Origin of the sequence: Streptomyces sp. SID5464, assembly GCF_009862985.1 — a bacterium.
GTDB lineage: Bacteria > Actinomycetota > Actinomycetes > Streptomycetales > Streptomycetaceae > Streptomyces > Streptomyces chartreusis_D.
In genome coordinates this window covers 537,176-562,114 of the sequence record NZ_WWIQ01000022.1, presented here as the reverse complement: position 1 = coordinate 562,114, position 24,939 = coordinate 537,176, and the positions used below count along the sequence as shown (strand labels likewise).

Sequence of the window (24,939 nt, the reverse complement as noted above, 5' to 3'; positions counted from 1 at the left end):
CAGCCCGGCCGCCCTGACCCTGTTCGCCTCGTACGGCCGGGGGACCGGCTGCCCCGAACGGCTCAGTGCGGCACCGGCCGGCGTGGCCCCACTAGGGTGCGGCCACCAGCGACTGCGACGCCGCCTCCCGCTCCGCCATCTCCCGCAGCGGCCCGTCCACGGCCACCAGCTCCGCGTACGCCCCGCGCTGCACGACACGTCCCTGGTCCAGCACGATGACCTCGTCCACCGCCTCCAGACCCGCCAGCCGGTGTGTGATGAGCAGGGTCGTGCGGCCCTCGGTGGCGGCCAGCAGGTCGGCGGTGAGCGCGTCGGCGGTCGGCAGGTCCAGGTGTTCGGCGGGTTCGTCGAGGACCAGGACGGGGAAGTCGGCGAGGAGCGCCCGGGCCAGCGCCAGCCGCTGCCGCTGTCCTCCCGACAGCCGCGCCCCGTGCTCGCCGACGAGCGTGTCGAGCCCGTCGGGCAGGCCGCCGGCCCAGTCCAGCAGGCGGGCCCGCCCGAGCGCGGCACGCAGGTCGTCCTCGGTGGCGTCCTTCTTCGCGAGCAGCAGGTTCTCGCGCAGCGAGCTGTCGAAGAGGTGCGCGTCCTGCGCGCACAGCCCGACGAGCCTTCGTACGTCGTCCCCGCGCAACGCGTACGCGTCCACGCCCGCCAGCGTGTACGAACCCGCGTCCGCGTCGAGGAAGCGCAGCAGCACCTGCGCCAGGGTCGTCTTGCCGGAGCCGGAGGGTCCGACCACGGCGACCCGGCGGCCCTCTTCGAGGATCAGGTCCAGCCCGGCGAGCGCGTCCCGGTCCTGCCCCGCGTGCCGCGCGGCCAGCCCCTTGACGGCGACCGGGAACGGCGACGCGGGAGCCTGCCGGGGCTGCGCAGGCTCCGCCACCGGCTCCGGGGCGTCCAGCACCTCGTACACCCGCTCGGCGCTCCGGCGCACCCGCTGCCGGTACTGCACGGCGAGCGGCAGCCCGAGCACGGCCTCGAAGGCGGCCAGCGGGGTGAGGACGACGACGGCCATGGTCACGCCGTCCAGCCGCCCTGCCGCGACCGCCTGTGCGCCGACCAGGGCGGCGGCAGTGACGGTCAGGCCGGAGATCAGCGCGGTGAGCCCGTCGCCGAGTGCCGTCGCGGTGGCGGCGCGCGACGCGATCCGGGTGAGTGCGCCGTCTGCCTCGCGTGCCTGGGTTGTCCGCGCGGGCAGGGCACCGGCGACGGTCAGCTCCGCGGTTCCGGTGAGCAGATCGGCCACCCGTGTCGCGAGCACGCCGCGGGCGGGCGCCAGCCTGTGCTCGGCCCGCCGCGCGACGGCGCCCGTGACGAGGGGCACCCCCGCCCCCGCGGCCAGCAGTCCGGCCGCGAGCACGGCCCCGGCCTCGGGCAGCAGCCACGCCGTGAAACCGACGGACGCCGCCGACACGACGACGGCCGCCCCGGCCGGCAGCAGCCACCGCAGCCAGTAGTCCTGCAACGCGTCCACGTCCGCGACCAGCCGGGACAGCAGATCACCCCGGCGAGTCCGGCGCAGCCCGGCGGGCGCCAGCCGCTCCAGCCGGCGGAACACCGCGACCCGGGTGTCCGCCAGCATCCGCAGCACGGCGTCGTGCGAGACCAGCCGCTCGGCGTACCGGAACACGGCCCGCCCGATCCCGAAGGCGCGCGTCGCCGTCACCGCCACCATCAGATACAGCACGGGCGGCTGCTGCGAGGCCCGCGAGATCAGCCACCCGGAGGTGGCCATGAGCCCCACGGCACTCCCGAGCGCGAGGCTCCCGAGCAGCAGGGCGAGTCCCAGCCGCCCGCGCCGGGCACCGGACATGGCACGGACCCGCGCGAGGACACCGTCCGAAGCGGGCGAGCTGCCGGGCTCCGTCGGAGAGACCGCGGAGGGAAGCTCGGCCTCGACGGAGACCGTTCCTGGAATCCGGACAGCGGCGGACGCGACAGGCACCGCGGCGGTCTCGGGCTCCGCCAGCCGCACCACCCGGTCCGCCACCCCCAGCAGCGCCGGCCGGTGCACCACCAGCAGCACCGTCCGCCCGGCCGCGAGCCGCCGTACGGCCGCCACGACCTCGGCCTCGGTGGCCCCGTCCAGCGCCGCCGTCGGCTCGTCGAGCAGCAGCACGGGCCGGTCCGCGAGGAAGGCCCGGGCCAGCGCGAGCCGCTGCCGCTGCCCGGCGGACAGCCCGGCCCCGTCCTCGCCGAGCACGGTGTCCGCCCCCTCGGGCAGCGCCTCCACGAACTCCAGCGCCCCGGCGTCCCGCAGCGCCCGCCGTACGGCATCGTCGTCGGCCTCGGGCCGTGCCAGCCGTACGTTCTCGGCGATCGTCCCGGCGTACAGATGCGGCCGCTGCGGCACCCACGCGATCCGGGACCGCCACTGCTCCAGGTCCACGTCGGCGAGGTCGGCTCCCCCGACCCGCACCCGCCCCTCGGCCGGTGGTACGAATCCCAGCAGGACGTGCAGCAGCGTCGACTTGCCGGCACCGCTCGGCCCGACCAGCGCGACCGTCTCCCCGGGCTCGACGGTGAAGGACACGTCCGACACGGCCTCGGCCGATCGCCCCGGGTAGCGGACGGTCACTCCCTCGAAAGCCAGCGCACCCGCCGGCACGGCCCCGGAACCCGACGCCGGAACGGGCGTCTCCAGAACCTCGAAGATCTCCTCGGCCGCGGCGAGCCCCTCCGCCGCCGCGTGGTACTGCGCCCCGACCTGCCGCAACGGCAGATACGCCTCGGGTGCCAGGATCAGGATGACCAGGCCGATGTACAGGTCCATCTCGCCGTGCACCAGCCGCATGCCGATCGTCACGGCGACCAGCGCCACGGAGATCGTCGCGAGCAGCTCCAGCGCGAAGGAGGAGATGAAGGCGATCCGCAGCGTCCGCATGGTCGCATGCCGGTACTCGCCGGTGATCCGCCGGATCGACTCGGCCTGCGCCTTGGCCCGCCCGAAGACCTTCAGCGTCGGCAGCCCCGCGACGACGTCCAGGAAGTGACCCGACAGCCGCGACAGCAGCCGCCACTGGCGGTCCATCCGGGACTGGGTGGCCCAGCCGATCAGCACCATGAAGACCGGAATGAGCGGCAAGGTGCCCACGATGATGGCCGCGGACACCCAGTCCTCGGTGACGATCCGCGCCAGCACCGCCACCGGCACGACCACCGCGAGACCCAACTGCGGCAGATACCGCGAGAAGTAGTCGTCGAGGGCGTCGACACCCCGCGTGGCCAGAGCCACCAGCGAACCGGTCCGCTGCCCGCTCAGCCAACCCGGTCCCAGCTGAGCGGAACGCTCCAGCAACCGCCCCCGCAGCTCGGACTTCACCGCCGCGCTCGCCCGGTGCGCGGCGAGCTCGGTGAGCCAGCCGACCAGCGCCCGGCCGACCGCGACGGCGACCAGCAGCAGCAGGGGAGTGCCGAGTTCGGACACCGCCATACGGTGCTGGAACGCGCCGACCACCACCTCGGCGATGAGCATCGCCTGCGCGATGACCAGCCCCGCCCCGACGGCGCCCAGGGCGACGACCGCCACCAGGAAGACTCGGGTGGCACGGGCGTACCGGAGCAGACGCGGATCGATCGGTTTCACGTGAAACACACCTCAGTGCACAGTTTCGGCGATGTGCTGCGTACCGATCCGCTTGCGGAACACCCAGTACGTCCAGCCCTGGTAGACCAGCACGACCGGAGTGGCGATCGCCGCGCACCAGGTCATGATCTTCAGCGTGTACGGGCTGGACGAGGCGTTGGTGACCGTCAGGCTCCAGTCCGGGTTCAGCGTCGACGGCATGACGTTCGGGAACAGCGTCAGGAAGAGCATCGCCACCGTGGCCACGATGGTGAGCCCCGACAGGGCGAACGCCCAGCCCTCACGCCTCGCCCGTGCCGCGACCATGGCCACGACGAGCGACACCACCGCCACGACCGCCGCGACGAGCGATGCCCCGTCGCCCCGGTCGGACTGCGTCCACAGCAGGAAGGCGAGAGCCAGCAGGGCGGTCACCAACCCGACGCGCAGTGCCAGCTTCCGCGCCCGCTCCCGGATCTCCCCGACCGTCTTGAGCCCGACGAAGACCGTCCCGTGGAAGGTGAACAGCGCCAGCGTGACCAGACCGCCCAGCAGCGCGTACGGGTTGAGCAGGTCCAGGACGCCGCCGGCGTAGTTGAAGTCCTGGTCGATCTTCACGCCCCGCACGATGTTGCCGAAGGCCACACCCCACAGGAACGCCGGGATCAGCGAGGTCCAGAAGATCGCCGTCTCCCAGTTGCGCTGCCAGTTCTCCTCGGGTCGCTTGGCGCGGTACTCGAAGGCCACACCCCGGACGATGAGACAGACCAGGATGAGCAGCAGGGGCAGGTAGAAGCCGGAGAAGAGCGTGGCGTACCACTCGGGGAAGGCGGCGAAGGTGGCACCGCCCGCCGACAGCAGCCACACCTCGTTGCCGTCCCAGACGGGGCCGATGGTGTTGATCAGCACCCGCTTCTCGGGCCGGTTGCGGGCGAGCAGCTTCGTGAGCACACCGACCCCGAAGTCGAAGCCCTCCAGGAAGAAGTAGCCGGTCCACAGGACGGCGATCAGGACGAACCAGACGTCGTGCAGTTCCATGACTGTGCAGCTCCCTCGGCCTAGTACGAGAAGGCCATCGGCTTGTCGGCGTCACGGGAGTCGCCGCCGATCTTCGTGGGCGGGTTGAGGTCGGCCTCGGTGAGCTCCGGCGGGCCCGCCTTGACGTACTTGACCAGCAGCTTGACCTCGACGACGGCGAGGATCGCGTACAGCGTGGTGAAGACGATCATCGACGTGATGACCTCGGCCTGGGAGACACCGGGGGAGACCGCGTGCCGGGTCTGGAGCACGCCGTAGACGACCCACGGCTGGCGGCCCATCTCCGTGAAGATCCAGCCCCAGGAGCTGGCGATCAGCGGGAAGCCCAGGGTGAGGATCGCGATGCGCCAGTACCACTTGGTGAGGGTCGGACCGAGGGCCTTTTTCGGCAGGAGCACGAGATGCGGCACCTCGTCCTCACCCACCCGCAGATGCTGCGGCAGCAGGAACTTCTTACGGGTCAGCCACAGTCCGGCCAGACCGATGGCGAAGGACGTCATGCCGAAGCCGATCATCCAGCGGAAGCCCCAATAGGCGACGGGGATGTTGGGCCGGTAGTCGCCGGGCCCGTACTTCTCCTGCTCGGCCTTGTTGACGTCGTTGATGCCGGGCACGTACGAGGTGAAGTCGTCCTTCGCGAGGAAGGACAGCAGGCCGGGAATCTCGATGGCGACCTTGTTGTGCCCCTTGTCGACGTCGCCGATGGCGAAGACCGAGAAGGGCGCCGGCTTCTCGCCGTCCCACAGCGCCTCGGCCGCGGCCATCTTCATCGGCTGCTGCTGGTACATGATCTTGCCGAGGACGTCACCGCTGACCGCGGTGAGCAGTCCGCCGACGACGACGGTGACGAGGCCCAGCCGCAGCGAGGTCTTCATCACGGGGACGTGCTTCTTGCGGACCAGGTGGAAGGCGGCGATGCCGACCATGAAGGCGCCACCGGTCAGGAAGGCCGCGGTGAGCGTGTGGAAGACCTGGGCGAGCGCGGTGTTCTGGGTCAGCACCAGCCAGAAGTCGGTGAGCTCGGCCCGCCCCTTCGCCTCGTTGATCCGGTAGCCGACCGGGTGCTGCATCCAGGAGTTGGCCGCGAGGATGAAGTAGGCCGACAGGATCGTGCCGATCGAGACCATCCATATGCAGGCCAGGTGGATCTTCTTGGGCAGCTTGTCCCAGCCGAAGATCCACAGGCCGATGAAGGTGGACTCGAAGAAGAAGGCGATCAGGGCCTCGAAGGCGAGCGGCGCACCGAAGACGTCACCGACGAAGCGCGAGTAGTCGGACCAGTTCATGCCGAACTGGAACTCCTGCACGATGCCGGTGACCACACCCATCGCGATGTTGATCAGGAAGAGCTTGCCCCAGAACTTCGTCGCCTGGAGGTACTTCTCCTTCTCCGTCCGCACCCAGGCGGTCTGCAGCCCGGCCGTCAGGGCGGCCAGCGAGATCGTCAGGGGGACGAACAGAAAGTGGTAGACGGTGGTGATGCCGAACTGCCATCGCGCCAGGGTCTCCGGCGCCAAAGCCAGGTCCACGTCGCCGCTCCTTACATACGCTTGTGAAAGCGTTCACATTCACAAGCCATTATGCAGCACGGACTTTCGGGACCTAGAGGGGACCCCCTGTCTCCCCCGTCACAGTCGACCCCTTGGCCGGGGCTTCAACATATTGTTGAATCGACGGCATGCAGACACCGCCATCACTACAGATACGGATCTCCTGGCCGGCGGGGCATCTCACCGCCGCTCTCGACGACACCCCGACCACCAAGGCCCTCGCCAAGGCACTGCCCTTCGTCTCGACCGCACGCACTTGGGGCAAGGAGGTGTATTTCGACACAGGGGTGTCTGTTTCACGTGAAACAGGGGCCAGGGAGGTAGTCGAGCCGGGCACGGTCGCCTTCTGGACCGACGGCGACGCCCTCGCCCTCCCCTACGGACCCACGCCTATCTCGCAGGGCGACGAGTGCCGCCTCGCAAGCCCGTGCAACGTCCTGGGCCGCATCGACGGCGACCCAGGAGTGCTCGCGACGGTGCGGGACGGCGACCCCGTGCGCGTGGAACTCCTGGACGCCTGACCAGGCTCGGAGCCCTACAGCTCCTTACGGAACCCTTCCGCCACCTTCAAGAAGATGTCGTTCGCCTCGGTCTCCCCGACCGTCACCCGCACACCCTCGCCCGGGAACGGCCGGATCACCACGCCCGCCTGCTCACACGCCTCCGCGAACGGGACCGTGCGCTCCCCCAGCCGCAGCCACACGAAGTTGGCCTGGGTCTCGGGCACCGTCCAGCCCTGGGCGCGCAGCCCGTCGACCACGCGCGTGCGCTCACACACCAGCGACCCGACCCGGCCGAACAGTTCGTCCTCGGCACGCAGCGAGGCGATCGCCGCCTCCTGCGCGAGCTGGCTCACCCCGAACGGGACCGCTGTCTTGCGCAGCGCCGCGGCCACCGGCTCGTGGGCGATGGCGAACCCGACGCGCAGGCCGGCGAGACCGTAGGCCTTGGAGAAGGTCCGCAGGACGCAGACGTTGGGTCGGTCTCGGTAGAGCTCGACACCGTCCGGCACCTCGGGGTCACGGATGAACTCGCGGTAGGCCTCGTCGAGCACCACCAGCACATCACCGGGCACGCGATCGAGGAAGCGCTCCAGCTCCGCCCGCCGCACGACCGTGCCCGTCGGGTTGTTGGGGTTGCAGACGAAGATCAGCCGGGTCCGCTCGGTGATCGCGTCGGCCATCGCGTCGAGGTCGTGCACATCACCGGACGTCAGCGGCACCTGCACCGATGTCGCGCCGCTGATCTGCGTGATGATCGGGTACGCCTCGAAGGACCGCCAGGCGTAGATGACCTCGTCGCCGGGACCTGACGTGGCCTGGATCAGCTGCTGTGCGACACCGACCGACCCGGTGCCGGTGGCCAGGTGGGAGAGGGGGACGCCGAACCGCTCGGACAGCTCGTTCATCAGCGCCGTGCAGGCCATGTCCGGGTAGCGGTTGAAGTTGCCGACCGCCGCCGTCACCGTTTCCATCACGCCCGGCAGCGGCGGGTAGGGGTTCTCGTTGGAGGACAGCTTGTAGGCCACCGGCCCACCCGCCGCGGCCGGCTTGCCCGGCTTGTAGGTGGGGATCCCCTCCAGCTCGGCGCGCAGCTTGGGGCTCGTCTCGCTCACCGCAGTCCTCCTCGCGAAGACCGGCGGCCCATGACCGCCGCCGACATCCAATACTCCTCACCTTATGAGGATTCGGCGCCGCTGCGTATAGCCACGACGGCGCGACGAGCGCCGGCCTCGTGCGCCACAGCGGCATCAGGGGCATCGCCGTACGAAGGCGTACGAATGCAGGGGCGCGCCGCACATATATCTACGCGCCGGTAGTGCACGCCGTGGCGCGCATCCCCCGTGCAGGTGAGTTGAGACCTCTTCGCAACATCGGCCACTTGGCAGGCCCGTGCGGGCCGCCACGTCACGTACTGGCATGGGAGCGCTCAACGCCCTTGGTTTCCAAGGCAATTGAAGCTCAATGATCATGCAGAAACGTACCTGTCAACGCGCGCATATGCGTCCGCACTACCCCACCGCATGAGCCCTACTATCGGCTCGCCATGACAGCAGCAGGGAAGCACCAGGTGAGCCGCGCGGAAACCTCACGTCGAGGCAGTCGGCCGGGCCGGGCGGGTATCAGAGACGTGGCCGCCGCCGCCGGAGTCTCCATCACGACCGTCTCCGACGCCCTCAACGGCAAGGGCCGGCTCCCGGACGCCACCCGGCGCCATGTCCGTGAGGTCGCCGACCGGCTGGGCTACCGGCCCTCGGCCGCCGCCCGGACCCTCCGTACCGGCAAGTCGGGACTCATCGGCCTGACCGTGACCACGTACGGGGATGAACCTTTCACCTTCACCGAGTTCGCGTACTTCGCCGAGATGGCGCGGGCCGCCACCTCAGCGGCGCTCGCCCGCGGCTACGCCCTCGTCATCCTTCCCGCGACCTCCCGCCACGACGTGTGGTCGAACGTCGCCCTGGACGGCACGGTCGTCATCGACCCCTCCGACCAGGACCCGGTCGTCAGCGAACTCGTGCGGCAGGGCCTGCCGGTCGTCTCCGACGGCCGCCCGGCCGGCTCGCTGCCGGTCACGGCCTGGGTCGACAACGACCACGAGGCCGCCGTCCTCGGCATCCTCGACCACCTGGCCGCCGCCGGCGCCCGCCGCATCGGCCTGCTGACCGGCACGACGACCGACACGTACACCCACCTGTCGACCACCGCGTACCTGCGCTGGTGCGAGCGCGTCGGCCAGGATCCGGTGTACGAGGCCTACCCGGCGCACGATCCATGCGCGGGCGCCGTCGCCGCCGACCGGCTGCTCGCCCGACCCGACCGGCCGGACGCGGTCTACGGGCTGTTCGACCCGAACGGCACCGACCTGCTCGCCGCCGCCCGGCGCTACGGCCTGCGCGTACCGGACGACCTGCTGCTGGTCTGTTGCAGCGAGTCCACCGTGTACGCCAACACCGAGCCGTCCATCACGACGCTCTCTCTCAAACCGCGCCGGATCGGCACGGCGGTCGTGCAGCTCCTCATCGACGCCATCGAGGGAGTGGAATCGGACCGTCCGGTGGAGCAGGTGATACCGACGGAGCTGATCGTGCGCACGTCGTCCCAGCGGCGCCCGCCGCGCACGACGGTCAGCCCGCCGCGGTCACCCGAGGAGACGTAGGCCGGTACACCCGGGTAAAGGGACGATCGCCTTCCTGGGGAGAAACGGGGCCGGTCCCCCGGAGAGAAGGGATCGTTCTCGCGAAGAGAAGGAAAGCGAGGATGGTCACACGGTGGTCAAAGCCCGGCTCAATCGGGGCGAAAGCCGCGGTGAACTGGACTCTTGCTCTGATTCACCACCCCTGGGTCATCACATGGCGCGATCCGCATTCCTATGATGGGCCCACGACACCCACGGGCCGCTACGACCAGGCAGTCCGATGCGGTGCAGATGCGGCGCGATGGTGGAGGGGTCGATGACTCAGGGGGCCGGTCAGGGACCCGAGGTGGAGCGGACGGCGACGCTGCGCGACTTCCGGGTGCCCGCGTACGTCCACGAGACCGGTCCGTACGTCCACAGCGCCCACCCCGGCGAGGTCGCCCCGCCGCCCGAGGAGACCTACCCGGAGGGGTACACGCCGACCGAGCGCGATCTGCCCGTGATCCACCGGGGCGACACCGTCCAGGTGACCGTCGACCCCGAGGCCGTCGCAGCGCCGCAGGCCGACACCGGGCAGGGCCCGCTCTACGTCGTGGGCGATGTGCACGGCTACCTCGACCAGCTGGTGGCGGCCCTCCAGGAGAAGGGCCTCCTCGACGCCGACGGCCACTGGTGCGCGGGCACCGCCCGGCTGTGGTTCCTCGGCGACTTCACCGACCGCGGGCCCGACGGCATCGGCGTCATCGACCTGGTGATGCGGCTGTCCGCCGAGGCCGCCGCGGCCGGCGGTTACTGCAAGGCGCTCATGGGCAACCACGAGCTGCTGCTGCTCGGCGCCAAGCGGTTCGGCGACACTCCCGTCAACTCCGGTGCGGGCACCGCCACTTTCCAGGCGGCCTGGCTGCTCAACGGCGGCCAGAAGACCGACATGGACCGTCTCCAGGACCACCACCTGCAGTGGATGGCCCGTCTGGACGCCGTCGAGGAAGTCGACGGCCACCTGCTCGTCCACTCCGACACCACCGCCTACCTCGACTACGGCCGCTCCATCGAAGAGGTCAACGACACCGTCCGCGAGACGCTCACGCGCAACGACGCGGACGAGGTCTGGGACCTGTTCCGCAAGTTCACCAAGCGGTTCTCCTTCCGTGACGAGGGCGGCGCGGACGCCGTGCGCTCCCTGCTCGATACGTACGGGGGCACCCGCATCGTTCACGGTCACAGCCCGATTCCGTATCTGCTGGGCGAGGTCGGCTCCGAGGACGACGAGGACAGCAACGACCCCGTGGTCGAGGGGCCGCACGTCTACGCCGACGGACTCGCCATCGCCATGGACGGCGGCGTGACCATGGCCGGAAAGCTGCTGGTCCAGCAACTGCCGCTGGATACGTGAACGTTCACCGGGCAGGCGTTTCCCGTCACAGGACCGGACCGCTGAGGGGCCAATTTCGGTAAACCCCCTGTCACCGCCCACCTTCACGGCTCTACCATCGGCTTATCCGTAGCAGGCTCCCCTCCGTTTCTGCCCGACGGCTCGTCAGCATGCCGAGCCCCAAGCCCTACGGAGCATCGGGGGATGCACATGAACAGCGTTCCGCAGCACCTGCTGAGCGAGGACCGCCAGGAATACGAGCGGATCCTCGATGAGGCGCTGCGCTCCGCACCACACCGTCCGGAACTGGCCGCTGTCGGACAGCGGCTCAACCCCGAGCAACTGCGCACCATGGCGCTGAACGCCACCGCGCTCATCACGGCGGCCGCGTCGACCGAATACCAGCACTACGTCAAGGTCCGCGAGGAACAGCGGCAGCCGGCGCCGTCCAGCCAACCGGCCGTGCGCGCGACCGGCTCCTCCGAGCCGGACACGGGTGCGGCGGGCCTCGCCGCCACCATGGGCGAGGTCGCCGAGACCGCCGGCGCGGGCGCCGTCGCCGTCGTCGCCGTCCTCGCTCCCGTCCTGGCCGGCACCGCCGCGGCGATCTTCCTGCTCGTCGGCTACATCCTTCAGATGCTCAACCCCGAGCAGACGTTCGCCCGGACCATGCTCACCACGGGCTGGGTGTTCGGCGCCGTGACAGCGGTCGCGATCCTCGTCGCCGCGGTGGGACTGCTGATCACCGCCCTGCGCAACAAGCCGACGGCCGAAGGCGGCCCGCACGGCGAAGCACAGGGGGAGGTGGACCGGGCCAGGGAGGCCTGGCGCGAGGCCCTGCTGGAACGCGGCATCGTGCCCTTCCTCCGGGAGGCCCTCGTCGATCCGAACGCGGCCGCCGCGCTGCACCACACCGCCCCGTCCACGCCGGTCAGCCGCATCCCGCATCTCGGCTACGACCGCCCGGGTTTCACCAGCCCGGACGACGGCGACCGCGGCTCGCGGCCGAGCTTCAGCAGCCCGGACTACACGAGCCCGGACTTCGGAGGGCCGGAACACCAGCCGGAGTAGCCGTCGGGCAGTGCCCCGGACCGGGCCTCTCCCGCGGGCCAGGGGACCAGGGACCACCGGTCCCCGGCCCTCGGCCTGTGTGCGGGCGGATCATTCCGCGATGGGCAGGTACACGCGGTTCCCGCTCGCCGCGAACTCCTTCGACTTCTGGGCCATGCCGTCCTCGATCTCGGCCTTGGTGCCGCCGTGTTCACGGCGGATGTCCTGCGAGATCTTCATGCTGCAGAACTTGGGACCGCACATCGAGCAGAAGTGAGCCGTCTTGGCGGGCTCCGCCGGCAGGGTCTCGTCGTGGAACTCCCGTGCCGTGTCCGGGTCGAGGGCGAGATTGAACTGGTCCTCCCACCGGAACTCGAAACGGGCGTCGGACAGCGCGTCGTCCCACTCCTGGGCGCCCGGGTGTCCCTTGGCGAGATCCGCTGCGTGGGCGGCGATCTTGTAGGTGATGACGCCGGTCTTGACGTCGTCTCGGTTCGGCAGGCCCAAGTGCTCCTTGGGCGTGACGTAACACAGCATGGCCGTGCCCCACCAGGCGATCATCGCGGCGCCGATGCCGGAGGTGATGTGGTCGTACGCCGGCGCGACGTCCGTGGTCAGCGGGCCGAGCGTATAGAACGGAGCTTCATCGCAGATCTCCTGCTGAAGGTCGATGTTCTCCTTGATCTTGTGCATCGGGACGTGGCCCGGGCCTTCGATCATGGTCTGTACGTTGAAACGCTTCGCGATCCGGTTGAGTTCCCCGAGAGTCCGGAGTTCCGCGAACTGCGCCTCGTCGTTGGCGTCCGCGATCGAGCCCGGCCGCAGACCGTCTCCGAGAGAGTATGTGACGTCGTACGCGGCGAGGATCTCGCAGAGTTCCTCGAAGTTCTCGTACAGGAACGACTCCTTGTGGTGCGCGAGGCACCAGGCGGCCATGATCGAGCCACCGCGCGAGACGATGCCGGTCTTGCGGTTGGCCGTCAGCGGCACGTACGGCAGGCGCACGCCCGCGTGGACCGTCATGTAGTCCACGCCCTGCTCGGCCTGTTCGATGACCGTGTCCTTGTAGATGTCCCAGGTCAGTTCCTCGGCCTTGCCGTCGACCTTCTCCAGGGCCTGGTAGAGCGGCACGGTGCCGATGGGCACGGGGGAGTTGCGCAGCACCCACTCGCGCGTGGTGTGGATGTTGCGGCCGGTGGACAGGTCCATGACCGTGTCGGCGCCCCAGCGGGTCGCCCAGGTCATCTTCTCGACCTCCTCCTCGATGGAGGACGTCACCGCCGAGTTGCCGATGTTGGCGTTGACCTTCACCAGGAACCGCTTGCCGATGATCATCGGCTCGATCTCCGGGTGGTTGACGTTGGCCGGCAGCACCGCCCGGCCGGCCGCGATCTCGTCGCGGACCACCTCGGGCGAGACGTTCTCCCGAATGGCCACGTACTCCATCTCGGGCGTGATCTCGCCGCGGCGGGCGTACGCGAGCTGCGTGACCGCCTTGCCGTCCCTGCTGCGGCGCGGTTGGCGCGGCCGACCGGGGAAGACGGCGTCGAGGTTGCGGAGGCCACCGCGTGGCGAGGTGTGCTTGATGCCGTCGTCCTCGGGTCGGACGGGCCGGCCGGCGTACTCCTCGGTGTCGCCACGGGCGATGATCCAGTTCTCGCGCAGTGGCGACAGGCCCCTGCGGACGTCCGTGTCGACGAGCGGATCGGTGTACGGGCCCGACGTGTCGTACAGCGTGACCGACTGGCCGTTGGTGAGATGCACCTGTCGGACCGGCACCCGCAGGTCGGGGCGGCTGCCCTCGACGTACGCCTTGTGCCAGCCGATGGACTTCCCGGCCTCCTCGGACTGTTCGTCCTGAACGGAGGCAGGCGTGCGTGCGTCCTTGTTGGTCATGAGACCTACTCCCTACGCCGGCATTACCCGGTAACAGGTTCGGCGGTCGACGCAGCGGCTTCCGTCTGCCGACGTTCCGTGTGAAACATCACTCGACTTCGGTGATGTTTCATGTGAAACATCGCTGGGACGGAGGTCAGCGCCCTCTCAGCCCGGTGCTCCGAGCTCCCGCGTGTACAAAAGGTGCCTCCACGCTAGCGGCAATTCTGGCGCGGTGAACAGAGGGCCCCCCTCGTTCTTGCGATGATCGGTCGGTGACCACGACGCAGCGTCCTCCTTACCCACCGCCCGAACCGCCCCGCGGGTCCGGCGCCGGCAACGGCAACGGCCGTGGGCGCGAGCACGATTTCGCCGCCGGGGGCGGGTTCGGGCCTGCCCGGGGGCAGACGCAGGGGCACAGGCCAGGTCCCGGCAGCGGGCAGGGTGCCGGTGCGGCCGGTCCGGCCGGTACGTATGGGGCCGGCTCCGGCAGCTGGCACGATTCCGGCCCCGGCCCCAGGGAAAGCGACCGACCCGGCGGAGGCAACGGGTACGGGCACGAGCACGGACAAGGCGACAGGCCCGGCGGAGGCCACGGGCGCGGCGGAGACGACGGGTACGGCGAAGGCCACGGCCCCGGCGGCGGCCATGGGCACGGTGGGCGCAACGGCCACGGCGGCGGCGACGGGCACGGTCACGGAAACGGACCCGGCTCCGCCCCGGGCGGCGGGCACGGGCACAGTCACAGCCACGGCCCTGCCACGCCGGTCTCGATGCACCTGCGCAAGGTCATCGCGGCGGTCCTGATCCCGTTCGCCGCTGCCGTGCTGGTCGGTCTCGCCGTGCTGTGGCCGGGCGGGGCCCCGCCGCACGAGCGCACCGGCGTCGGCTTCGACCGGCAGACGCAGCAGGCCTCGGTCACCAAGGTCGTGGCGGTGAGCTGCAAGGAGGCCGGCGCCTCGGGCGTCCCGCCGACCGGCGACACCTCCACCGCCGAGGGTTCCTCCGCTGTGCAGCAGGAGAAGGGGACCTGCAAGCGGGCGACGATCCGGGTCGACAGCGGCAAGGACAAGGGCCGTACCTTCACCGAGATCGTCCAGCCGGACCAGTCCCGCCAGTTGCACGAGGGCCAGAAGGTCGTGGTCGCCTACGAGCCCTCCGCGCCGAAGGACCTCCAGTACTCGGTCACCGACATCAACCGCCGCCTGCCCATGGCGCTGCTCGCCGGCATCTTCGCCCTCGCCGTCGTGGTCGTCGGGCGACTGCGGGGTGTCATGGCCCTGGTCGCACTGGCCATCAGCTTCCTGGTGCTGAACTTCTTCATCCTGCCCGCGATCCTTCAGGGCTCGAACCCGCTGCTCGTGGCGGTGGTGGGCGCGAGCGCCATCATGCTCATCGCCCTGTATCTGTGTCACGGCCTGTCCGCCCGGACCTCCGTGGCGGTGCTCGGCACCCTCGTCTCGCTGCTGCTGATCGGCGTTCTCGGCTCGCTGTTCATCGACTGGGCCGCGCTCACCGGCAACACCGACGACAACACCGGTCTGATCCACGGGCTCTACCCGACGATCGACATGAGTGGTCTGCTGCTCGCCGGCGTCATCATCGGATCGCTCGGCGTGCTCGACGACGTGACGGTCACACAGACGTCGGCGGTGTGGGAGCTGCACGAGGCCAACCCGTCCATGGGCTGGCGGGGCCTGTACCGCGCGGGGATCCGGATCGGCCGCGACCACATCGCCTCGGTCGTCAACACGCTCGTCCTCGCGTACGCGGGTGCCGCGCTGCCGCTGCTCCTGCTGTTCTCCATCGCGCAGAGCGGTGTCGGGACGGTCGCCAACAGCGAGCTGGTCGCGGAGGAGATCGTGCGCACGCTGGTCGGTTCGATCGGCCTGGTCGCCTCGGTGCCGGTCACCACGGCGCTGGCGGCACTGGTGGTCTCGGCGGACCGCTCGGGAGCGCAGCCGGCCGCGGAGGCGGTCGCGGCCCCGGCACGCGGGGGGAGGGGCCGGCGCCGCAAGCGCTGACGCCTCTCGAACTCCGAAGCCCCCGCCGCACAGAGAAGCGTTCCTGCACAGCTCGGCGGCATCCGGTGAAGCGTTACTCCACCGTGCCGCCCGACGGATGCCTCAGCCGGCGCCTTGTTCCGCGAGGATGCGGTCCAGGGCCTCGTCGAGATGGGCGTCGAAGTCGGCGAGCGACCCCTCCTGGCCCAGCGGCACCAACTTGTCGGTGCGATCGAGGAAGGCGACCAGCGGTGCCGTCGACGACCGGAACAGCGCCTGGTCACTGCCCACCTGAAGCCGGATCAGCACCTCGCCCAGCGAGTCCGGGTCGACGGGCGTGACCCGCACATCGCCCTCCCCGCACGGCCGGCCGACCCCGTCGATCAGCAACTCCCGGCCGAAAGCCCACGTCACCGGGGCATCACCGGGCAGGTGGAAGGTCAGCCTGACGGCATAGGGATCACTGGTCTCATAGCGCAGCTCCACCGGAATGCGGAAGGAGAGCTCCTCGGACACGAGAAAGCTCATCATGACCTCTGCCTGTACGGACTCGCGCATCGCTAACCCCGTCATTCGCCGTGGACTGGCCGGGAACGAACCTCTGACACTTGGTGGAATCTTGCTGAACGTACACAGCAGATCACAAGGAGTGAGTTTTCACATACTGATAGAGAGCGCGAGCGACCCGAGCAGACTCCCGACCTCGCTCTGCAACTGCCGGGCCGCCGGGAGCAGCCGGTGCTCCTGGTGGGCGGGCAGGGAGATGGCCATCGTGGCGGCCGTGGTGCCGAGGGTGAGCGGGATCGCCGCGCAGACGGCGCCCAGGGCGTACTCCTGACGCTCGATCACCGGTTCCATCCGCCGCACCCGTTCCAGGCGGCGCAGCAGGCTGTGGTTGTCCCGCACGGTGTACGGCGTGAGGGCCTGCACGGGATAGCGGTCGAGGTGGTCCCGGCGGGCCTCCTCGTCCAGTTGGGACAGCAGGCACTGCCCGATGGCGTGCGCGTGCCCGGTCTCCCGGAAGTCGGCCCACTCCTCGACCGCGGGATTGCCCGGGGTGTCGGAGACGCACATGACCTCGATCTCGCCCTCGCGGTACACCGCGTAGTACACGGGGACGCCGAGCACGTCCCGCCAGTGCGCGAGTGCGTCGACGATCGTGCTGCGACGTTTCTGCCGTGCCCCGCTGCTGCTCAGCCGCTCGGCGGCGTCACCGAGAAAGAACAGGCCCTTGTCCCGGCTCAGATAGCCCTCGTGCACGAGCGTGCGCAGCAGGTGGTAGGTCGTGGGCAGGGCCAGCCCGGTCTCCCGGGCCAGTTGCTTGGCGGGGGCGCCGTACTCGTGCGCGGCGACGGTCTCCAGCAGGCGCATCGCGCGCTGCACGGACCCGATGAGGGTCGCCGGAGGGGGCGGCGTGGCGGGAGGCGGTTGCTCGGAGCAGGGCGTCGAACGCGGTTGCGCGGGGACGGTGTGCAGGTGGACAGGTGCGGTGTCAGCCGGGGCCAAGGGTCACTCCCGAAGCGCGAGGGGGCAGACCGTGCCGATGGACACGGGTGGGGGTGTACGCCGCTCGCGGGGATGTCCCCGCGTCGAGTTCCGGACTCTATTCGTCTGCCACCGCACGCAGACGGCCCGGAACGGAAACTTCCCCCGGCCGAGCGAACCGGCGGCTCCCGGTGTTTCCCGCTACCCCCACCGGTTTCCCACCGGTCTCACCAGTCGCTGCGCGACGAGGAGCTCGCCGTGAACTTCCGTACGACGTAGATCAGTCCGCCCACCAGGGCCACGAAGACCAGCACCTTGAAGAGCAGTCCGATGACGAAACCGACCACGCTGGCGATCAGCCCGCCGAACACGACCAGGGCGATGACCGGCACCGCGATCCACTTCACCCACCACGGCAGTCCCGTGAAGATCTCTCGCATCGCCCTCGTCCTTACCTCTCCACCCGTTCGAGTGCCGGGTCCTGTCGCTCTCTTCGGATCCTGATGTCCTGCACTCGATGCTAGGTCCGGGAGGGGGCCCTGCGGGTGCCTCGCATCCCTTGTCCTCCCCTGACCGATCCCCTAGGGAACCCTGAGGCGGCTCGTCAGCTCTCGGGCGGAGAGAAGACCACCAGCACCCTCAGGTCCTCGGTGATGTGGTGGAACTTGTGCGCGACACCGGCCGGGACGTAGATCACGCTCCCGCGCGCCACCTGCGTCGTCTCCAGTCCGACGGTGATCGCGGCACGGCCGCTCACAACGAAGTAGACCTCGTCCTGATTGTGCGGCTTCTGTGGATCCTGGTCGCCCGCATCGAGGGCGTACAGGCCGACCGACATGTTCTGCTCCCGCAGAAACTGCAGGTAGGCGCCCTCGTTGGCGGCGCGCTCCGCCTCCAGTTCGTCCAGCCGGAATGCCTTCATCGTCTTGTCCGCCCCTGCCTCGTGTCCCCATGTCCGATCAGGTCTGCCACGATCAGACACATGATGAATTTCGTAGTCAAGACGATCGCCAACGCGGGTGCCCTGGCGGTCGCCGTATGGCTGCTCGACAAGATCACCCTGACCGGTGACAGCACGGGCAAGAAGGCCGGCACCCTGATAATCGTCGCGCTGATCTTCGGCCTGGTGAACTTCCTGGTCAAGCCGGTCGTCAAGCTCCTCAGCCTCCCGCTGCTGATTCTGACGCTCGGCCTGTTCACCCTGGTCGTCAACGCGCTGATGCTGCTGCTCACCTCGTGGCTGGCCGACCAGCTCGATCTCAGCTTCCACGTCGAGGGCTTCTGGACGGCCGTCCTGGGCGGCCTGATCATCTCCGTCGTCTCCTGGGCGCTGCACGTCGTCCTGCCCGACAAGGACTGAGCGCGCATGACGTACCGCGTCTGCTTCGTCTGCACGGGCAACATCTGCCGTTCCCCGATGGCCGAGATCGTCTTCCGCGCGCGCGTGGCGGAGGCCGGTCTCGACGGCCTGGTGGAGGTCGACAGTGCCGGCACGGGCGGCTGGCACGAGGGCGACGGCGCCGACCCGCGCACGGTGGCCGTCCTGGAGGAGAACGGCTACGCCGGCGGCCACACGGCCCGGCAGTTCCAGCCGTCGTGGTTCTCCCGCCTCGACCTGGTCGTCGCCCTCGACTCCGGCCACCTCAGGGCGCTGCGCCGCCTCGCGCCCACGGAACAGGACGCGCAGAAGGTGCGTCTGCTGCGTTCGTACGACCCCGCCGCAGGCGATGACCTCGACGTACCGGACCCCTACTACGGGGGAGCCGAGGGCTTCGAGGAGTGCCTTGAGATGGTGGAGGCGGCGAGCGCCGGTCTGCTCGCCGCGGTACGTGAGGACGTGGAGGGACAGGCTGCATGAGCGATTCCGCGACGGGTGACGCGCATCGGGTGGCAGGCGACGCCGGGCGGGCGGATGCCACGGGCCGAGTGGCGCGCGACCTGGACCAGGTGACCGCCGGCGCCGGTGACGGCACGCGCGCGGTGCGGGCCGGGCTGCCCGAGCCGGCCAAGTACGAGCCGACCCTGCCCGGACCGGTCTTCGCCGCCCACTACCACCTGCCGGGCGAGCCCACCGGCCCCTACGCCTACGGCCGCGACGAGAACCCGACCTGGACGCTGCTGGAACGCGCCGTCGGCGAGCTGGAAGCACCCGGCCAGGACGGCGTCGAGACGCTCGTGTTCGCCTCCGGTATGGCCGCGATCTCGGCGGTGCTCTTCTCCCAGCTGCGCGCCGGAGACGTGTGCGTCCTGCCCGACGACGGCTACCAGGCACTGCCCCTGGTGCGCGCCCAGCTGGAGGCGTACGGCATCGAGGTGCGCACCGCGCCTACCGGCGGTGACGCCCAGCTCGGCGTCCTCGACGGCGCGAAGCTGCTGTGGATCGAGACTCCGTCGAACCCCGGCCTCGACGTGTGCGACATCAGGCGGCTCGCAAAGGCGGCGCACGCGCGTGGCGCCCTGGTGGCCGTCGACAACACCCTGGCGACGCCGCTCGGCCAGCGCCCTCTGGAGCTCGGCGCCGACTTCGCGGTGGCCAGCGGCACCAAGCAGCTCACCGGTCACGGCGACATCCTCCTGGGCTACGTCGTCGGCCGGAACCCCGAGGCCATGGCCGCCGTACGCCGGTGGCGCAAGATCGTCGGTGCGATTCCCGGGCCGATGGAGGCCTGGCTGGCGCACCGTTCGATCGCGACGCTCCAGATGCGGGTCGACCGGCAGAGCGCGACGGCCCTGGCGGTCGCCGAGGCGCTGCGCGAGCGGCCCGAGGTGACCGGGCTGCGCTACCCCGGACTTCCCGACGACCCCGCCCACAAGATCGCCGCGCGGCAGATGCGGCGCTACGGCTGCGTGGTGTCGTTCTCGCTGCCCACGCGCGCGCGTGCCGAGCGTTTTCTCGACGCCCTGCGGCTCGTGGACGACGCGACGAGCTTCGGCGGAGTGCGGTCCACGGCCGAACGGCGTGGACGCTGGGGCGGCGACGCGGTGCCTGAGGGCTTCATCCGCCTGTCGGTCGGCGCTGAGGACCCCGAGGACCTGGTGGCCGATGTGCTGCGCGCGCTGGACGCGTCGGCAGCCTGACCATCCCCCACGGACGGTCCGAGCCTCCCCCCTCGTGGCTCGGACCGTCCCCCGGTTCCGCGCGCAAGAACCGCGCGACCAAGGCTAGTTGACTCTCTGTCAGTGTCCAATCACAGTAGCGACAGAGACCTATCGACTTATTTATAGTTGGGCGCGGTCGGGGGCCGGGAGCGGGGCCGAAGAGGGGAGGGCGCACGGTGGATCTGGCCTTGCTGCGGACCTTCGTGACCGTGCACCGGGCCGGCTCCTTCACCCGCGCCGCCGCCCTGCTCGGCCTCTCCCAGCCGGCCGTCACCTCGCAGATTCGCACGCTGGAACGGCAGCTGGGCCGCCCCCTGTTCCTGCGGCAGGCCCGCGGCGTGACTCCGACCAGCATCGGCGACGAACTCGCCCACAAGGCCGCCCCGCATCTGGACGCCTTGGTGGAGATAGCCGAGACCGGCCTCGACGACGACTCCTCCTTACGGACGCTGCACCTCGCCGGACCCCCGGAGTTCACCGCCGAACGAGCCCTGCCCGCCCTCACGGAGCTGACCGGAGAGGACGGCCAGGGCTTCGCTCTGCGCGCCTCCTTCGGGAATGTCGAGGAAACGCTGGAAGGGCTTTCCGCCGGGCACCATGATCTGGCCATCAGCACGGCCCGTCCGCGCGGTGCCCTGCTCACGGCGACTGCGCTCTGCGACGAGGAGCACGTCCTCGTCGCCGCCCCGCGCTGGGCCGAACAGATCGGTGCCGGGCAGCCCGACCGCAAGCCGGAACCGGCCCTGGAGCAGGTGCCCGTCGTCGAGGTGCACGAGTCGCTGCCGTTCGTCTCCCGCTACTGGGCCTCCGTCTTCGACTCGCGCCCAGCCGCCCCGGGCACTGTCGTCGTCCCCGACCTGCGTGCGGTTCTGGCGTGCGCGATCGCGGGCGCGGGCCTGGCGGTGCTGCCCCGCTATCTGTGCGTGGCCGCGTTGGAGCGGGGTGACGTCGTCGCCCTGCATGAGCCGGCGGTGCCGCCGCTGCGCACGTACTTCCTGGTGGTGCGCACCGGGACGCTCGCGATGCCCCACATCGCCCGGGCCCACGAGTGGTTGCAGCGGGCGGCGGCCGACTGGTGCTGAGGAGGCCCCCGGGCGCGGGTGACGGGTTGCGCGGGCGCGCATGCCGGCTGCCCGGACAGCGCCTCACTCTGGGAGCTCGACCGGTGACTTTTCGCGATGTTTCACGTGGAACCAGCCGGGCCACATTTCACCCATGACCGTCCGACCCGTGGTCAAGCGCACCGCCCGTGCCGTTCTGCTGGACGGGGACGACCTGATCCTGATCAAGCGCACCAAGCCGGGCATGGATCCCTACTGGCTCACTCCCGGCGGCGGGGTCGAGCCCGACGACCCGACCGTTGTCGATGCCCTGCACCGCGAGGTGTACGAGGAGCTCGGCGCGAAGATCACCGACGTCGTGCCCTGCTTCGTGGACACCGTGGAGCACATCGGGGAGGACGGCGGCGCGACGGGTGTGAAAGTGCAGCACTTCTTCGTCTGCCGCCTGGAGTCCATGGATCCCTCCCTCCGCCACGGCCCCGAGGTGGACGAACCCGTCGGCGAGTACGAGATCGTGCGTGTGCCCTTCACCCGGGTGGGCATCGCCTCCGTTCACCTCGTGCCGCTCTCGCTGCGGCACTACCTGGACGGCAACATCGAGGGCGTGCGCGCCATGCACGCCCCCGACCTGGGCTGATACCGGCGGCGGATCAGGAACCGGCCGCGACCAGTTCCTCCACGGAGTCGTGCCGTATGCGCTCCGACGGGATGCCGATGTCCCGCAGGGCGTCCACACCACTGCGGATCATCCCCGGCGGGCCCGACAGATAGGCGTCGTACTCGTTCCACGGCCCGAAGGCACGTACCGCGTCCGGAAGCTGCTGGTGCGCCTGCTGGTCGATGATCGCGCGGACCGAGAGCCAGGGGTGGCTCTGCTGGAGGCGGAGCATGGTGTCGATGTCGTACAGATCATGGTCGGTACGGGCGCCGTAGAAGACCTCGACCGGCCGGCGTTCCCCGTGCTCGGCGACGTCCTCGACCAGCGCCTTGATGGGCGCTATACCGGTGCCGCCGCCCAGGCAGAGCAGTCCGCTGTCGGTGGTGTGGTCCACGGTCATGGAACCGGCGGGCGGGCCGAGCCTGACGATGTCACCGGGGCGGGCGCGGTGCACCAGGGCGTTGGAGACCCAGCCCGCCGGGACGGCCTTCACGTGGAACGACAGCAGGCCGTCGGAGCGGGGTGCCGAGGCGAAGGAGTAGTGCCGCCAAATCCGGGGCCACCACGGGGTCTCCAGGCTCGTGTACTGCCCGGCGAGGAAGGGGTAGGGCTGGTCGGGGCGGACGGTGACGACCGCGACGTCCGGGGTCCTGAGGTCGTGGGTGACGATCTCGGCGTACCACCAGGCCGGAGCACGCAGTTCGTCGGCGGCCGCCGCGTCGATCATGACCTGGGAGATCGTGGTGTACGTCCGCACCCAGGCCGCTTCCATCTCCGCGTCCCAGACCCCGGCGGCGTACTTGCTGAGCGCGCCGATCAGGCATTCGCCGACGGCCGGGTAGTGCTCGGCCCGCGTTCCGTACTTCCGGTGGCCCCGGCCGAGGTTCTGGAGGTAGTCGACCAGGACATCGGTGTTGTCGATGTGCTCGGCGGCCGTGAGCAGCGCCCTGAGCAGCCGGTCCCGCTGGGTGTCCATCGCGGCCGGGAAGAGCGAGCGCAGGTCGGGGTGGCGGACGAAGAGCAGGGCGTAGAAGTACGAGGTGACCTTGTCGGCCACGGGCGTGATCTCTGCCATCGCGCGGCGGATGAGGACGGCGTCGGGGGACGCTTCCGTGTCCGGGGCTGAGCGGGCCGGCCCTGGGGACGACACAGGTGCGGGCCGCTGGGCGGGGACACGCGGCTCGGCGGGAGGAGCCGTGGCGGAGGCGAAGGGCGCCGGGGCCGGTGTGACCGGCGTGGGCGCGGGTCGTGGTGACGAGGCCGCGGGCGAGGAGGCGGTGGGTGGGGGCATGGAGGCGGGCCCGGCTATCGCCTCAGGGGATCCGCGCTCCTGGTCCGGTACACCGGTGTTCGCGCTGTCTGTCGTCGAGGCGGGCGGGGCCGCCGCGCCGTCTGTCGGCGCTTCCGGGTCGGCCGTCTGCCGACCCACTGGGCGTATCACCGCAGGTCGACGGCCCTCCGCCGTCCCGGGCTCGTTGTCCGGCGTCGACGTCGGCTTGTTGCGGGGCGTGAACCAGTCGCCCCCGCCGCCAGAAGTGCCGTTGTCGGCCGACGTGGTGGTCGGAGCGTCCATGGTGTGCCTCGCCTCGAGCATCTTTCGGTCGGTCTGCGCACTTCCCCAGTCGGAAGGTGCCTGCTTTCCCCCGTGGACGGACGGCGTTCCCATCCGGTGTCGCGGCCAATGCGGCCACATTCAACCCGTGTTCCAGCTCTGTACGGACAAGTAAGGCAAGAGTGTGACATTGGCCGCAGTACTCCCACCCGAGCTTCCCACTCGCCTGGGCGGCTCAGTCGCATATCCGGAAACGCGGGTTTTCGATCTCTCCGTCCCGTTAGGCTGCATTGCCCTGTACGCGGCCCACTCAGAACGGGTCAGCCGCCCCGGACATGAACCGGAGTCGACCCTACCGGCCACCGCTGCGCACACAAGTCCCCCCTTGCCCCGTCACGAATGAGGGCACGGCGCGAACTGCCAGAGCGCGGTCAATACCGGGCGCCGCGCCGGTGTTTCACGTGAAACGTCCGGCGTCTGTCCGTGCTCTGTTCAGTCGGCTACAACTGGCCAAAAGCTCGTATGTGTCCAGGGAAAGAGGTGGACGTCAGGGGCTTCGGTCGGACAGCCTGACCTGCGTGCCGACTCCTTCCCTTGCCTCTTTGCCCATCCGCCGTCTGACGCTCCGCGATCTCGCCGCCTGCGCCGACTTGTCCGAGGACCGGGGGTGGCCACGGGAGGAGCACAAGTGGGGCTTCCTCCTCACGGCCGGGAAGGGCTACGGCATCGACGACCCCGACGGCGGCCTCGTGAGCGCCTGTGTCGTTACCGAGTACGGACCGCAGGAGCGCCCCGCCCTCGCGGCGATCGGCATGGTCCTCGTCGCCGAACGGCACACCCGGCACGGCGTGGGACGTCGGCTGATGCGCCACGTCATCTCCGCGATGGGCCCCACGCCCCTCACCCTGCATGCGACGCCGTACGGCCGACCCCTCTACGAGGAACTCGGCTTCAAGGTCACCGGGCGGGCGGAGATGGTGTGCGGGCGTTTCACTCCTGGCGGGCCGCAGCCGGCGGTCGCCACCCGTGCCGCGACCGCCGAGGACCTGTCTGCGATCCTCCGGCTCGACGAGCAGGCGTTCGGGACCGACCGCACCCACATCGTCACCCGACTGCCGGCCTTCGCCGACCAGTTGCGCGTGGCGGAGGAGGACGGGGGGATCATCGGATACGCGGCCGCCTGGCCCAACATGGACACCCATGTCATCGGTCCGCTCATCGCACGTGACACGTCGGTCGCCCAGGCCCTCATCGCCTCCCTCGCCGCCCACATCGACCGTCCCCTGCGCACCGACATCGACGTACGGCACACAGAGCTGCTCGCGTGGGCGAAGGAGCGGGGCTTGGCGTCCGCCGCCTTCAACTCGGTGATGACCTACGGGATCACCGAGCTGCCCGGGGACTGGAGCCGTCGGTTCGCCCCGGTCACGGTCGCGGCGGGCTGACGAGCCCCCGATACGACGACGCCGGCCCCCCTGAGTTTCGGGGAACCG

The 24,939-nt window shown here is 70.2% G+C and carries 21 protein-coding genes and 1 riboswitch; of the genes, 11 read left to right on the top strand and 10 right to left on the bottom strand.

Annotated elements, in window-relative coordinates:
- Nucleotides 1-91: 91 nt before the first annotated feature.
- From cydD to GTY47_RS18095, 3 genes are read right to left on the bottom strand one after another with little or no spacing between them, the layout of a single operon-like run.
- The gene (gene cydD, locus GTY47_RS18105) at nucleotides 92-3,586 is read right to left on the bottom strand and encodes a thiol reductant ABC exporter subunit CydD (protein WP_010032853.1); all 3,495 of its coding nucleotides are present in this window, start codon (nucleotides 3,584-3,586) and stop codon (nucleotides 92-94) included.
- Nucleotides 3,587-3,598: 12 nt separating this feature from the next.
- Complete coding sequence (gene cydB, locus GTY47_RS18100) at nucleotides 3,599-4,603, bottom strand: cytochrome d ubiquinol oxidase subunit II (RefSeq protein WP_010032851.1); 1,005 nt, start codon at nucleotides 4,601-4,603, stop codon at nucleotides 3,599-3,601.
- A 20-nt stretch (nucleotides 4,604-4,623) separates the two neighbouring features.
- Entirely contained in the window at nucleotides 4,624-6,132 is a 1,509-nt protein-coding gene (locus GTY47_RS18095; RefSeq protein WP_010032847.1) for a cytochrome ubiquinol oxidase subunit I, read from the bottom strand.
- Between the two features lie 149 nt (nucleotides 6,133-6,281).
- Between GTY47_RS18095 and GTY47_RS18090 the strand changes: the two genes are divergently transcribed.
- Nucleotides 6,282-6,674 (top strand): cyclophilin-like fold protein, encoded by a 393-nt coding sequence (locus GTY47_RS18090; RefSeq protein WP_010032846.1) that lies wholly within the window; start codon nucleotides 6,282-6,284, stop codon nucleotides 6,672-6,674.
- Between the two features lie 14 nt (nucleotides 6,675-6,688).
- Here GTY47_RS18090 and hisC read toward each other — a convergent pair whose 3' ends face one another.
- Nucleotides 6,689-7,768: a histidinol-phosphate transaminase gene (gene hisC / locus GTY47_RS18085; RefSeq protein ID WP_010032845.1), complete on the bottom strand. Its 1,080-nt coding sequence runs from the start codon at nucleotides 7,766-7,768 to the stop codon at nucleotides 6,689-6,691.
- A 431-nt stretch (nucleotides 7,769-8,199) separates the two neighbouring features.
- On the opposite strand from hisC, the gene GTY47_RS18080 reads away from it, so the two are divergent.
- The 3 genes from GTY47_RS18080 (at nucleotide 8,200) to GTY47_RS18070 (ending at nucleotide 11,734) form a co-directional block, all read left to right on the top strand.
- Nucleotides 8,200-9,312 carry a LacI family DNA-binding transcriptional regulator gene (locus GTY47_RS18080; RefSeq protein ID WP_078602709.1) on the top strand — a complete coding sequence of 371 codons (1,113 nt, stop codon included), beginning with the start codon at nucleotides 8,200-8,202 and terminating at the stop codon, nucleotides 9,310-9,312.
- Between the two features lie 280 nt (nucleotides 9,313-9,592).
- On the top strand, nucleotides 9,593-10,684 hold the full coding sequence (locus GTY47_RS18075; protein ID WP_010032840.1) for a metallophosphoesterase: 1,092 nt from the start codon (nucleotides 9,593-9,595) through the stop codon (nucleotides 10,682-10,684).
- A 183-nt stretch (nucleotides 10,685-10,867) separates the two neighbouring features.
- Nucleotides 10,868-11,734: a membrane protein gene (locus GTY47_RS18070; protein WP_010032838.1), complete on the top strand. Its 867-nt coding sequence runs from the start codon at nucleotides 10,868-10,870 to the stop codon at nucleotides 11,732-11,734.
- A 90-nt stretch (nucleotides 11,735-11,824) separates the two neighbouring features.
- On the opposite strand, the gene thiC is transcribed toward GTY47_RS18070, so the two are convergent.
- Nucleotides 11,825-13,609, bottom strand: a complete 1,785-nt coding sequence (gene thiC / locus GTY47_RS18065; protein WP_010032836.1) for a phosphomethylpyrimidine synthase ThiC — start codon at nucleotides 13,607-13,609, stop codon at nucleotides 11,825-11,827.
- A riboswitch (TPP riboswitch) is annotated at nucleotides 13,602-13,791 on the bottom strand. (Overlaps the previous gene by 8 nt.)
- Before the next feature lie 72 nt (nucleotides 13,792-13,863).
- Here thiC and GTY47_RS18060 point away from each other — a divergent pair.
- Nucleotides 13,864-15,612 carry a YibE/F family protein gene (locus GTY47_RS18060; protein WP_078602708.1) on the top strand — a complete coding sequence of 583 codons (1,749 nt, stop codon included), beginning with the start codon at nucleotides 13,864-13,866 and terminating at the stop codon, nucleotides 15,610-15,612.
- Nucleotides 15,613-15,714: 102 nt separating this feature from the next.
- Here GTY47_RS18060 and GTY47_RS18055 read toward each other — a convergent pair whose 3' ends face one another.
- The 4 genes from GTY47_RS18055 to GTY47_RS18040 all read right to left on the bottom strand — a co-directional run bounded on the left by GTY47_RS18055 (nucleotide 15,715) and on the right by GTY47_RS18040 (nucleotide 17,998).
- Complete coding sequence (locus GTY47_RS18055; RefSeq protein WP_010032831.1) at nucleotides 15,715-16,149, bottom strand: SsgA family sporulation/cell division regulator; 435 nt, start codon at nucleotides 16,147-16,149, stop codon at nucleotides 15,715-15,717.
- 99 nt (nucleotides 16,150-16,248) lie between these two features.
- Nucleotides 16,249-16,974 (bottom strand): IclR family transcriptional regulator C-terminal domain-containing protein, encoded by a 726-nt coding sequence (locus GTY47_RS18050; protein ID WP_324604434.1) that lies wholly within the window; start codon nucleotides 16,972-16,974, stop codon nucleotides 16,249-16,251.
- Nucleotides 16,975-17,303: 329 nt separating this feature from the next.
- Nucleotides 17,304-17,516 (bottom strand): DUF5326 family protein, encoded by a 213-nt coding sequence (locus GTY47_RS18045; protein ID WP_010032826.1) that lies wholly within the window; start codon nucleotides 17,514-17,516, stop codon nucleotides 17,304-17,306.
- A gap of 164 nt (nucleotides 17,517-17,680) precedes the next feature.
- Nucleotides 17,681-17,998 (bottom strand): cupin domain-containing protein, encoded by a 318-nt coding sequence (locus GTY47_RS18040; RefSeq protein ID WP_010032823.1) that lies wholly within the window; start codon nucleotides 17,996-17,998, stop codon nucleotides 17,681-17,683.
- A gap of 60 nt (nucleotides 17,999-18,058) precedes the next feature.
- Between GTY47_RS18040 and GTY47_RS18035 the strand changes: the two genes are divergently transcribed.
- The 5 genes from GTY47_RS18035 (at nucleotide 18,059) to GTY47_RS18015 (ending at nucleotide 21,873) form a co-directional block, all read left to right on the top strand.
- A complete protein-coding gene (locus tag GTY47_RS18035; protein ID WP_010032821.1) occupies nucleotides 18,059-18,436 on the top strand; it encodes a phage holin family protein in 378 nt (125 codons plus the stop codon).
- A gap of 6 nt (nucleotides 18,437-18,442) precedes the next feature.
- Nucleotides 18,443-18,934, top strand: a complete 492-nt coding sequence (locus GTY47_RS18030; RefSeq protein ID WP_010032817.1) for a low molecular weight protein-tyrosine-phosphatase — start codon at nucleotides 18,443-18,445, stop codon at nucleotides 18,932-18,934.
- Nucleotides 18,931-20,154 carry a cystathionine gamma-lyase gene (locus GTY47_RS18025; RefSeq protein ID WP_231911153.1) on the top strand — a complete coding sequence of 408 codons (1,224 nt, stop codon included), beginning with the start codon at nucleotides 18,931-18,933 and terminating at the stop codon, nucleotides 20,152-20,154. The genes GTY47_RS18030 and GTY47_RS18025 overlap by 4 nt, the downstream gene beginning before the upstream one ends.
- 197 nt (nucleotides 20,155-20,351) lie before the next feature.
- The gene (locus tag GTY47_RS18020) at nucleotides 20,352-21,257 is read left to right on the top strand and encodes a LysR family transcriptional regulator (protein ID WP_010032810.1); all 906 of its coding nucleotides are present in this window, start codon (nucleotides 20,352-20,354) and stop codon (nucleotides 21,255-21,257) included.
- 133 nt (nucleotides 21,258-21,390) lie between these two features.
- Nucleotides 21,391-21,873, top strand: a complete 483-nt coding sequence (locus tag GTY47_RS18015; RefSeq protein ID WP_010032803.1) for an NUDIX hydrolase — start codon at nucleotides 21,391-21,393, stop codon at nucleotides 21,871-21,873.
- A 13-nt stretch (nucleotides 21,874-21,886) separates the two neighbouring features.
- On the opposite strand, the gene GTY47_RS18010 is transcribed toward GTY47_RS18015, so the two are convergent.
- Entirely contained in the window at nucleotides 21,887-23,488 is a 1,602-nt protein-coding gene (locus GTY47_RS18010; protein WP_078602707.1) for a globin domain-containing protein, read from the bottom strand.
- A 536-nt stretch (nucleotides 23,489-24,024) separates the two neighbouring features.
- Between GTY47_RS18010 and GTY47_RS18005 the strand changes: the two genes are divergently transcribed.
- Complete coding sequence (locus GTY47_RS18005; RefSeq protein WP_029180685.1) at nucleotides 24,025-24,891, top strand: GNAT family N-acetyltransferase; 867 nt, start codon at nucleotides 24,025-24,027, stop codon at nucleotides 24,889-24,891.
- The last annotated feature ends 48 nt before the right edge of the window (nucleotides 24,892-24,939 follow it).

What these genes read in the sequence shown, in the direction of transcription:
- cydB (WP_010032851.1), bottom strand. Translation starts at nt 4,603, where the DNA reads ATGGAACTGCACGACGTCTGGTTCGTCCTGATCGCCGTCCTGTGGACC.
- GTY47_RS18035 (WP_010032821.1), top strand. Translation starts at nt 18,059, where the DNA reads ATGATGAATTTCGTAGTCAAGACGATCGCCAACGCGGGTGCCCTGGCG.
- GTY47_RS18045 (WP_010032826.1), bottom strand. Translation starts at nt 17,516, where the DNA reads ATGCGAGAGATCTTCACGGGACTGCCGTGGTGGGTGAAGTGGATCGCG.
- GTY47_RS18080 (WP_078602709.1), top strand. Translation starts at nt 8,200, where the DNA reads ATGACAGCAGCAGGGAAGCACCAGGTGAGCCGCGCGGAAACCTCACGT.
- GTY47_RS18090 (WP_010032846.1), top strand. Translation starts at nt 6,282, where the DNA reads ATGCAGACACCGCCATCACTACAGATACGGATCTCCTGGCCGGCGGGG.
- GTY47_RS18025 (WP_231911153.1), top strand. Translation starts at nt 18,931, where the DNA reads ATGAGCGATTCCGCGACGGGTGACGCGCATCGGGTGGCAGGCGACGCC.
- thiC (WP_010032836.1), bottom strand. Translation starts at nt 13,609, where the DNA reads ATGACCAACAAGGACGCACGCACGCCTGCCTCCGTTCAGGACGAACAG.
- GTY47_RS18070 (WP_010032838.1), top strand. Translation starts at nt 10,868, where the DNA reads ATGCACATGAACAGCGTTCCGCAGCACCTGCTGAGCGAGGACCGCCAG.
- GTY47_RS18040 (WP_010032823.1), bottom strand. Translation starts at nt 17,998, where the DNA reads ATGAAGGCATTCCGGCTGGACGAACTGGAGGCGGAGCGCGCCGCCAAC.
- GTY47_RS18055 (WP_010032831.1), bottom strand. Translation starts at nt 16,149, where the DNA reads ATGCGCGAGTCCGTACAGGCAGAGGTCATGATGAGCTTTCTCGTGTCC.
- GTY47_RS18030 (WP_010032817.1), top strand. Translation starts at nt 18,443, where the DNA reads ATGACGTACCGCGTCTGCTTCGTCTGCACGGGCAACATCTGCCGTTCC.
- GTY47_RS18010 (WP_078602707.1), bottom strand. Translation starts at nt 23,488, where the DNA reads ATGCTCGAGGCGAGGCACACCATGGACGCTCCGACCACCACGTCGGCC.
- GTY47_RS18075 (WP_010032840.1), top strand. Translation starts at nt 9,593, where the DNA reads ATGGTGGAGGGGTCGATGACTCAGGGGGCCGGTCAGGGACCCGAGGTG.
- GTY47_RS18015 (WP_010032803.1), top strand. Translation starts at nt 21,391, where the DNA reads ATGACCGTCCGACCCGTGGTCAAGCGCACCGCCCGTGCCGTTCTGCTG.